The following is an 8,742-nucleotide window of genomic DNA, read 5'->3' on the forward strand; positions in this document are numbered from 1 at the left end:
CAGCGAAGCGCGAGTGGGCTACCGACGCGCTCAGATCGGGCAGGCGCGTGCCAGCGCGGCCAACTCGTCGCCGAACTCGCGGTTAACCTGGCCTGCCGCCTTCGCCGACGGTGGCAGTTGCGGTTTCAAAGGATCTTGTTTGTCCAGTTCGGCGCTCATTTGGTTGGCATCGTTCATGAATTCGCGCGCCAGCGCCGCGGCCCGTTGCGCGTGCGCCGACAGCTCAGGTGCAGTCACCTCGTCGGCGCGCTGCTGCAGACCGTCGAGCCAGGCCTGGTAGTCGCCAGCAGCCGGTACCACGTCTGGTTCATACGAGCCGGGCGGCGCGAACCGCGTCTTGGCTTTCAGCGAGGCCTGCGTATCGCGGTTGAACTCGATGAATTGCCGCACACTCCAACACGGTTGTGCCCGCTCCTCGATGCGCCACGCGACGACCACACCTGCGGCCGCCGCAGCCACGCACACCAGCGCCAACAAGCCTCGAGCGATCCTGCGGCTACGGACACTGTAGGCGACCACCCAACCAACGTACTGGCTGATCACGCACGAGTCGGTGCGGTCAGCGCCGTGTACTTCGCGTGAACGACACCACGTAGTGCGTTTGGGCCCGCCGCTCGAGCAGGCTGTGTCGATGCCCGCGTAGTTCTCAATGAAACCTCAGCCCGACTCGGCGTGCCGAACGCGACGATGATCGGGCTCTGGGCTTAGCGTTTTCATTTATGCCCAAACCAGGTGATCCAGGCATTCCGAAGGAAGCTCCGCCGTGGTTTGCATCTCAGGAACAGTACGAGTCCTTCCTGAAATTGTTCGCAATGGACCTTGGGCCGCAGTGCATTACAGCGACGAGCATTGGAGTGGAGCATTTTGACGAGGCGGGTCGGAAAGCCTTGCTGTGCGGCTACGGACTGCGCCCTACTCTGAATTTCGTCTGCTCGACATACGCCGCGCTCGACACGGAGGCTCTGTATTCGCGGGAGTCCGCTTTCGAGAAGCGTTTCGTCGGCAAGTTGACCGGTGATCTGGCCGTCAAAGTTCAAGAGCCCCTGGCACAGGGCAGTCGACTCATGCCGCCGCCTGCGCTGAACCATCTGATCCGCGAAGTCATCGAATGGTGTACCGAACCTGACCGCGGTGGAGCGGACCTCGCCGCATTGAGTCGAGACGATTTCGTTCGCCTAGTGCTGTCCATCAACGGTGACCAAGAGGCCCAACAACGACCGGACTTCTTCACGTCGTGGCCGCCCAGCGGCGAGGAACTCGACGCCTACAACACCGCGATGGGCGACGACGAGTTTCTCCTACAGGAACTCCGCCGGCAACTGCCTTACGAATTCGCGCGGATGCAGACCGCTGCAACCGGGGTGCCCCACACGGTCCTGGCCGACACCTATGACACCTGGTTCAAGGGGTGGCCCGAGGCTGCGCCTCACAACCTCATTGGTGACACACCTGAGGAAGCATTCGCGGCCGCGACGAATGCGCCCCTACGCGACGTGATTCGTATGGGTCTACTGTTATGGGATCGCACGAAATCAGGCGCCGTCGCGATCAGCGCAGATTCCTTAGGGCCCCCGATCGCCCCGGCTGCTGCTGAGTTGCTGAAATCTTCGGCTGTGTTGCCGCTCAATGAGTACCGCAAACGGCTCGCTAAGGAACGGAAAAGCGGATCGCTCGCGCACCGCAGGTACACCTTCACCGAACGGCCACTTGTAGAAGTCATCCCCGGCGAGTACATAGTGCTGCGACCCCTGTGGGTACTCGATCGCTTCTGCGGTTCGCAACTCTACTGGCAGACATTCTTCGGTTTTGGAACCGAAAAGGCGCCCATCGGAGAGCAATTCAGCCAGGCGATGAACTACGTATTCGAGGCCACCGTCGGGGCTTTGTTTCGTCGGGCGGCACGGCGCACCCGCGGCGCGATCACGCTAATCACCGAAAAGGAAATGCAGCACGCATGGAGCAGTAAAGGCAATACCCGGTCGGTCTGTGACTGGGTATTGCTCCACGGCAACACCTGCATCCTGGTCGACGCAACAAATCATTGGCTCGACGCTGATGCGGCACAAGGATTCGCCGACCCTGACGACTACCAAACGGACCTTAAAGAAACATTCGTCGATCACAAATTCAAGCAATTGCAATCCACGATGAAGTTGCTCGTGGAACATGGCTGGGGGGAGCAGACACTCGGCCCGAACACAATTTTCGTGCCCTTAGTGGTAGTTCCCAATGCCGGCATACCGGTGACCGTGTTTGCTGATATCGACATCAAGTTGCAGTCAGGCCAACTCGGTGCGAATGTGAGGGCGCCCGGAATTCTTCTTTATCACGAGTTACGAGTGTTTGACGGCATATGCGGGGAGCGAATGCCGAACGCTTTCGTTAGCTTGCTAGGGGAATGGCGTCGCGCATGCACTGGGCCCGCGCCGATGCGGTTGCAAACATTTCTCGAATTAAAGGGCGTCGACCGCCCGTTGGGGCGCTACGTGCGTGTAGCGAAACGGCTCTTACTCGACAAGGTTGGGCCACCCATCCCGCTTTCAGTGTCGAATCTTTAGCGGAGCATTCCTCTTCGCTGTTGCACCTAAATGATGTCGGGCGAGGACAGCACCTCGGCGAGGTAGTGCTGAGCGACTTGCAGTGGGACGTCTCGCCCTGCGCGGTCGATGAGGATGCCGCCGACAAAGCCGGCGAGGCCGCCCGCGACGGCACGGAGGCAGCGCGGGCAGTCGCCGATCTGGCGTTGGACGCGTTCCGCGGTCTCGTCGTCGTCCTCGATGAGTGCTGCAACCCACCGCCACATGCTTTCGGCGTCGTAAGTAGTCGCGCAAGGGTGTTCGCGGGCCCCCGCTGCTTCAGCCTGGTTGGCAGTAGGAGACAAGTGCCAGCAGGACTTGATCGATGAAGTCGCCGGTCTTATCGGGTCGCCGGTCCGGTGTTTCTGTTGACTTCAAGGTGAGTCCTTTTTCCGCTGAAGGTGAAGGTGGCGCGGCGAGTCTATTGGGTCACGCGTCGCGATCCTTCGTCGTAGCGCTGATCTTCGATAGCGATGTCGATCTGTTTGAGTTCGGAGAGCGGGATCACCGCACCGGTGATCTCGACGTTGGAGTCGTCGTTGCTTCCCTCGCAGCTCAGCACTCCGAACTGCGATCCATTCAGCCATGCGACATCGTGTATCCCGTGGTCGGCGTGCGTTGCTCCGCTATCGGCGTTGCGGTGTCTGCATTTTCGTCAGCAGCGCGAGCAAGGTCTCCTGTTGCTGCGCGTCAAGGTCGGCGAAGAGGCCGGAGGCGTGCAGCCGGGTTCGCAACACCTCCCATAGTTAGTGCCCGTCCTCGGTGAGGACCAGAGTGCGCTTGCGGCCCGCCTACGCGGCATTGTGTAGGCGACGTGCTGCGGCTGTCCTTTCGCGATGGACCTGGCAGCCGGATGCAGGGAACCGCCAGCTTGTGGTGCATGTCCGTCTCATCGGAGTTGGGGGATCGAGTCAGGGTCATGATGGCCCCCCGCGTCCGTGGCCACAACCACGCCGTACTTCCCATCGGCCGAACTGCCAGCCAGGCCGATAGCCGCGGAGAGATTCGAGACAAGATTTGAGACGACTTGAACTGCCATTTCAGAGCGGGGGAGTGCCTGTCGACCCTGTCTCGTTTCTCTAGAAACGAGACAACGCCTGGGTGTCAGCTCACCCAGCGAGCATCAAAGTCAGGGTGGTCGGCGTAAATCATCGCCAACTGCCCGAGAACGAGCTTCTTCGCATGAACTTCACCATCCTCACCCCGCGCGAAGTTCCAACTGACGCCCCGCAGCGCATCATCAACGAGGCGACGCTTGAACGCCGTCTCACGCAAACCCCGTGTCGACAGACCACGCCTGGACCCCTCGCCCCGGTGCTTCGCGCTCAGCGCGGCCCGGATCGCAGAAGATGAACGGTGGCCGCCCTTGCCACTCGCTCGCGCTACAGAATTTGAATGCCGCCAGATTGACTGCGACAACCGCGGGATGCGTTGAGACCGACAGTCGGGGCAGGTCTGATTCATCGGATGAGCGTGGCGTAGTTTACCTGACATAATGTCGCTTATCGGCAAAAGCGAATCGCGAGCTCACGCCCGACCACGGCGGTGACCACCCGTTTTGGGCCTTCGACCGCACCTCAGCGCAGCGTCGCCTGCCGCCGCGGCGATAAGCGTCATCGGCGGGCGATGAGTCCGGGCGCCGCGAATCGATGGCGGACGGTCCATTCGAGCGACGACCGCCAAGTGGGCATGTTGCGGCGCGCAATGGGTGTTCGCTCGCCCCTCCCGCCTTCCTGCCGCAGACATCAATTCGTCACTGTGACGAATACCCATGTCCCGCAAGCGCTTCGAAGGTCTCACGCGTTGGCCGGCGGCCCGGCGGCAACTCGGGGTGCCTTCCCGATCCAATCACCAGTGGCGGACAAGCCAACACCGCACGGGTGGGCTACGAAGCGATAAATGCCCGCACCGAACGCGGGTATCCCCATCCCCCGTCCTCACCGCGCCCCACCGCTATTCGTCACTGTGACGAATAGCGGTGGGGCGCAGGACTATTCGGCGATCCATCCGCATTGCAAGCCGGGACGTTCTCGCGGCGTCGAAGTCAGAGCTGGATCTGCCCACCGTCGACAGCCAGCTCCGCGCCGGTCATGAAGCTGCTCTGATCAGACGCCAGGAAAAGCACCGCGGCGGCAATCTCCTCCGGGCGTCCTAACCGCTTCATCGGCACCTGATCGGCCATGCCGTCGAGCAGATCCTGCTTCTGGTCCCCAGGTGCCAGCCCGGCGAGTCCGGGAGTTTCGATCGGGCCGGGAACGACGGTGTTCACCCGAATCTTGCGGTCGACGAGTTCCGCGGCCCAGGTGCGGCCAAGGGACCGGATGGCCGCCTTTGAAGCCGCGTAGAGGCCAAACGCCGGGACGCCTTCGGAGGCCGCGGTGGATCCGGCGAGGATGATCGACGCGCCTTCATTGAGCAGCGGCAGCGTCTTCTGGACGGTGAACACCGTGCCGGCGACGTTGCGGTCGAAGTTGTTCCGATAGTGTTCCGGTGTCACATCGGCGAGGGCCGCAAAGTCGCCACCGCCCGCGTTGGCGAAGACCACGTCAAGCCCTTTCCCATGCGCTGAGATTTCGGCGGCCAAGATATCCAGATCGCCCGGCTTGCTGATATCGCTCTGCACTCCATGGGCGCCGATCGAGGCGGCTGCTTCGTCGAGGCGGGCGCGGTCGCGACCGGTGATGAAGACGTATGCGCCTTCGTCGACGAACCGCTGCGCCGTAGCTAGGCCGATCCCCGAGGTTCCACCGGTGAGCAGTGCCGTCTTGCCGTCGAGCTGTCCCATGATCGGACTCCGTTCTTTAGCGGGTGTGCGTCGCCGCAATACAACGTAGGTGATTTATCACCTATTCCGGCGTGTTCAACACCGTCCACAACCGAACGATCCGTTTATTGGATATCTCGGCCACATCGAAGCCCGATGCGACAGTGCTGCCGTCCGGGGTACGCACTTCCCACGCCAGAAACCCCAGTCCACGAGTCTGGCGGACCGGACCCGCCTTCACGAAATGGAGGCCGGGGAGTTTAACCTGCAGCGCAGCGGCTTTGGCGTTCAATTCGTCATGACCGGACGCGGTACCTTCGTCGTCGATCCACTGCACATCATCCGCATACGTCTTGGCGATCGCCTCGGCGCGGCGCTGCGGGTCACGTTCGTCGAATACGGCCAGCAGGTTGGTTTCCATCAGATGGCTGATGACATCGCTCACGTGGCGACCCTCTCAATTAGATGATGTTTCACCTAATTCTAGCTGAGCGCGGGCGGTAGCGAGCTGTTGTGATTGAGGTTGACATGAATATGCTCCAGGGCAGCGGTGAAGGGTGCGAGCAGGTTCTCCGGCAAGGGATCGAAGAACAGCCTGCGAACCAGGTCGACGTGACCGGGAGCGGCTTCATCGATGGCCTGCCGCCCACGCGGGGTGAGAGCGACATTGGTGGTCCGGCCATCACCAACGCTTGGCCGCCTTTCGGTCAGGCCGCGTTCCTCCATGCGCCGCAACTGATGTGACAGCCTGCTGCGCTCCCAGCCGATGTGCGCCGCCAGATCGCTGACACGCATGCCGTCGCCGCGGTGACCGCTGAGTGCGACCAGCACGTCGTAGTCGGCCAGCGACAATCCGGATTCGGCCTGCAACTGGCGGTTCATCTCGTAGTTCATTCGCAGCTGCACGCGCATGTAGGTGATCCAGGCGCGCTGCTGTTTCGGCGTTAGCCACACCTGCTTCGGTGATGTGTCCCGCGCTTTGCTTGTCGTCACGCTTGTCAGTATGACGGCCTTCGCGCCATTTGAAGCCAACCCCGGTGCTTTTGGTGCGGTCGAGCTTGTGGTGAGCCCGCTCCCCTCCCCACTGTCAATCCTGGCGAATACGTCACTGTGACGAATAATCCTGCATCAGCAGCGTCATTGGCCCTACGCATTCAGGGCCAGGGTCCGCTACCGCATGGGGCGCGTGCGGCGATGCGTGTCGGTCGACCAAAGGTGACCGCAATCCGAGCACTGCAAGTGCACCAGCGTGCCCCTGTTGCTCAGCAGATACTGCCAGTGCGTATCGCAGTTACGGCTGCTTCGGCAATCGCCACAAATCGCGCGGTGATCGCAGCGCGGGCAGGGCAACCATGCGCGGCGGGCACGGTCGGCGGTCGGATCAATCGGCAGCACGAGCGGCCGTCCGTTCGGGCAGTACGCCGGCGCGGACCAACTCGTCGTACACCCGTTGCTGCTCGTCGTCCAGATTCGAGTACAACATTTCGTAGGCCTGTTCTTCCTGGGCGAGCACGGCAATGGGGTCCCAGTCGTCAGTCATCGCCTCGACCACTGCGCTGCGTCGGCGCGCCTCGTCGAGGGTCAGATCATAGGCGAAGTTGAGGTCGGCCATAACGCTCCCAGCCGTTAGATTTGCGAACGAACGGCCAGGATGACCCGATTGACGTCGGCAGGGCTATGACCCACGTCACTGTTACTGGTTGAGCTTCGTCACACTTCGTGTCGCGCACGACCATCGCACCGGGCGCCCCATCCGGCCCGCGGGCCCCGACCCCCCGTTCCCCGGCCTTTCACCAGCAATACATCACGGTGACGAATATACTTACAGGACAGCAGTTTTGGCGACGCGCCGCTTGAGGGCCTTAGGCGGTGTGCGGCGGGAAATACATCTCTTGCTTCACGGTGCATACCAATGCGCCGCTGCGGTTGAACATGGCCCCACTGGCCAACGCCAAGGAACCAGCGCTACTTGGTGAGGACCGGTCATAGAGCAGCCAATCCGACAACGCCGCCGGGCCGTGAAACCACACCGAATGGTCTCGTTGAGCGGACGCCCCGACACCACCGCGCGCCGCATATGCCGGCTCCGTCAACGTCACCGCCGACAGGTAAGCCACCAGGCTTGCGGTCAACACCGGATCGTCGGGAACGTGCCCGTCGGGGCGCCACCACATCAGCGCGCGTGCGGGCGGAGCGACCTCGGTGTCGATGATGCGCCGCTCGAACCAGCGCAGGCTCGCCCACCGCCCTCGGGCGCTCTCGTCGGACTCCGCCAGATGCGGCGCAACCCACGGCAGGGATTCTGGGGCAGCAGCCGCCGGCATGGGCGGTTGGTAGACGACCTGCGCGTTTGCGGAATCGGTGACCTTGAACGATGACATCGCTTCCATCAAAATCTTGCCGTCCTGGCGCGCCGTCACCCGGCGCGCCGAAAAGGTCCGGCCCTCTTGAAGATCGACAACCTCGAAGTCCACCGGCCGACGCGAATCGCCGGGCCGCAGGAAGTACGTGTGGACGCTGTGCGGCGCCCGGCCCGGCGCGGTGTGGCTTGCGGCCAACAAAGCCTGAGCGGAGATATGGCCACCCAGAATGTGGTTGGCGGGCGCGGGCAACTGCTGCCCGACGAAGAGCCACTGGTCGACCCTCTCGAGCTCCAAGGTGGCGAGCACGTCGCCCAGCGAAGATGACATCGACCCGTATCTTGCCGGACCTTTCTCAGACGCTGATTCGCCGGTACCGCTCCAACCGCCGCAAGGCTTGCGCCGGCGCCGGCCCCGGCGCGGGCTGCAGTGCGTTGTCGAGCCGGGCGCGGACGGCGGGAACGTCGAGATGCATCCCGATGGCCACCAGACAATTGGCCATGGCTCCCCGCGGCGCCTTCGCGATGTGGATTCCGCTCCCCACCAGATTGACGACATACTCCCGGACGGTGGTGCGGTGCCGCACCGCGACGACGCCTTTCAGCCTGAACACCTGCGGCGGCGGCTCTTCGAGAAGGTCGACCAGGGCATCGGGGTCCACGCAACCGGAGCTGCTGACCGTGACGGCATCGGCGTGGACGTGCACGTGCTCGTGCTCGTGATCGGCCGCCAGGTCCAGAAACGAGAGTTGCCCGACCTGACCGGACGTGGCCGAGGCGTCGAACAGCAGTGCCGGGTCTATCTGGCCACCCGTGGTGCCGACGACGGGTACGCGCGGATTGCGTTGTGCCGCCCGCTGTGTGACGCGGTGCAGCACCGTCGACCGCGGCGCCCTGCCGCCGGTGCGCTACGGCGCGGCGTCGCTCATCGTGGTGAACAAGCTCGACCAGGTTCCGGAAGATGAGCGGTCGACGGTGCTGCACCGCGTCACACAGCGGGCGGCACAACGCAATCCGCGCGTACCCGTCGTCGGCACCACGGG

Annotated in this window: 10 protein-coding genes and 1 pseudogene; 1 reads left to right on the top strand and 10 read right to left on the bottom strand. The window is 63.0% G+C overall.

Annotation, left to right across the window (positions count from 1 at the left end; genetic code table 11):
• Window positions 1-30 precede the first annotated feature (30 nt).
• The gene (locus A5646_RS05915; RefSeq protein ID WP_067020539.1) at window positions 31-477 is read right to left on the bottom strand and encodes a hypothetical protein; all 447 of its coding nucleotides are present in this window, start codon (window positions 475-477) and stop codon (window positions 31-33) included.
• Window positions 478-719: 242 nt separating this feature from the next.
• On the opposite strand from A5646_RS05915, the gene A5646_RS05920 reads away from it, so the two are divergent.
• The gene (locus A5646_RS05920; RefSeq protein WP_067020542.1) at window positions 720-2,558 is read left to right on the top strand and encodes a hypothetical protein; all 1,839 of its coding nucleotides are present in this window, start codon (window positions 720-722) and stop codon (window positions 2,556-2,558) included.
• A gap of 26 nt (window positions 2,559-2,584) precedes the next feature.
• Here the strand turns inward: A5646_RS05920 and A5646_RS05925 are convergent, their stop codons facing one another.
• From A5646_RS05925 to A5646_RS05955, 9 genes and pseudogenes are all read right to left on the bottom strand, one after another.
• Window positions 2,585-2,803, bottom strand: coding sequence for a hypothetical protein (locus A5646_RS05925; RefSeq protein ID WP_067020545.1), 219 nt, complete (start codon window positions 2,801-2,803; stop codon window positions 2,585-2,587).
• A 194-nt stretch (window positions 2,804-2,997) separates the two neighbouring features.
• Window positions 2,998-3,138 (bottom strand): hypothetical protein, encoded by a 141-nt coding sequence (locus A5646_RS28785; RefSeq protein WP_156765528.1) that lies wholly within the window; start codon window positions 3,136-3,138, stop codon window positions 2,998-3,000.
• A gap of 542 nt (window positions 3,139-3,680) precedes the next feature.
• Window positions 3,681-4,070: a DUF6221 family protein gene (locus tag A5646_RS29760; RefSeq protein ID WP_369806913.1), complete on the bottom strand. Its 390-nt coding sequence runs from the start codon at window positions 4,068-4,070 to the stop codon at window positions 3,681-3,683.
• Between the two features lie 550 nt (window positions 4,071-4,620).
• Complete coding sequence (locus A5646_RS05930; protein WP_067020548.1) at window positions 4,621-5,361, bottom strand: SDR family oxidoreductase; 741 nt, start codon at window positions 5,359-5,361, stop codon at window positions 4,621-4,623.
• A 61-nt stretch (window positions 5,362-5,422) separates the two neighbouring features.
• Entirely contained in the window at window positions 5,423-5,785 is a 363-nt protein-coding gene (locus A5646_RS05935) for a nuclear transport factor 2 family protein (RefSeq protein ID WP_231998249.1), read from the bottom strand.
• A 38-nt stretch (window positions 5,786-5,823) separates the two neighbouring features.
• Window positions 5,824-6,372: a MarR family winged helix-turn-helix transcriptional regulator gene (locus A5646_RS05940; protein WP_231997766.1), complete on the bottom strand. Its 549-nt coding sequence runs from the start codon at window positions 6,370-6,372 to the stop codon at window positions 5,824-5,826.
• Between the two features lie 349 nt (window positions 6,373-6,721).
• Window positions 6,722-6,952 carry a DUF6400 family protein gene (locus A5646_RS05945; protein WP_067020551.1) on the bottom strand — a complete coding sequence of 77 codons (231 nt, stop codon included), beginning with the start codon at window positions 6,950-6,952 and terminating at the stop codon, window positions 6,722-6,724.
• A 250-nt stretch (window positions 6,953-7,202) separates the two neighbouring features.
• Complete coding sequence (locus tag A5646_RS05950) at window positions 7,203-8,030, bottom strand: acyl-CoA thioesterase II (protein ID WP_066881849.1); 828 nt, start codon at window positions 8,028-8,030, stop codon at window positions 7,203-7,205.
• A 25-nt stretch (window positions 8,031-8,055) separates the two neighbouring features.
• Window positions 8,056-8,586: pseudogene (locus A5646_RS05955) on the bottom strand (GTP-binding protein); the annotation flags it as partial.
• Between the last annotated feature and the right edge of the window lie 156 nt (window positions 8,587-8,742).

Source organism: Mycobacterium sp. 1245499.0 (assembly GCF_001673615.1).
GTDB lineage: Bacteria > Actinomycetota > Actinomycetes > Mycobacteriales > Mycobacteriaceae > Mycobacterium > Mycobacterium europaeum_A.

Bases quoted from the DNA above. Each gene is read 5' to 3' on its own strand.
- A5646_RS05920 (WP_067020542.1), top strand. From the start codon at position 720: ATGCCCAAACCAGGTGATCCAGGCATTCCGAAGGAAGCTCCGCCGTGG.
- A5646_RS05925 (WP_067020545.1), bottom strand. From the start codon at position 2,803: ATGTGGCGGTGGGTTGCAGCACTCATCGAGGACGACGACGAGACCGCG.
- A5646_RS29760 (WP_369806913.1), bottom strand. From the start codon at position 4,070: ATGTCAGGTAAACTACGCCACGCTCATCCGATGAATCAGACCTGCCCC.
- A5646_RS05930 (WP_067020548.1), bottom strand. From the start codon at position 5,361: ATGGGACAGCTCGACGGCAAGACGGCACTGCTCACCGGTGGAACCTCG.
- A5646_RS05945 (WP_067020551.1), bottom strand. From the start codon at position 6,952: ATGGCCGACCTCAACTTCGCCTATGATCTGACCCTCGACGAGGCGCGC.
- A5646_RS05950 (WP_066881849.1), bottom strand. From the start codon at position 8,030: ATGTCATCTTCGCTGGGCGACGTGCTCGCCACCTTGGAGCTCGAGAGG.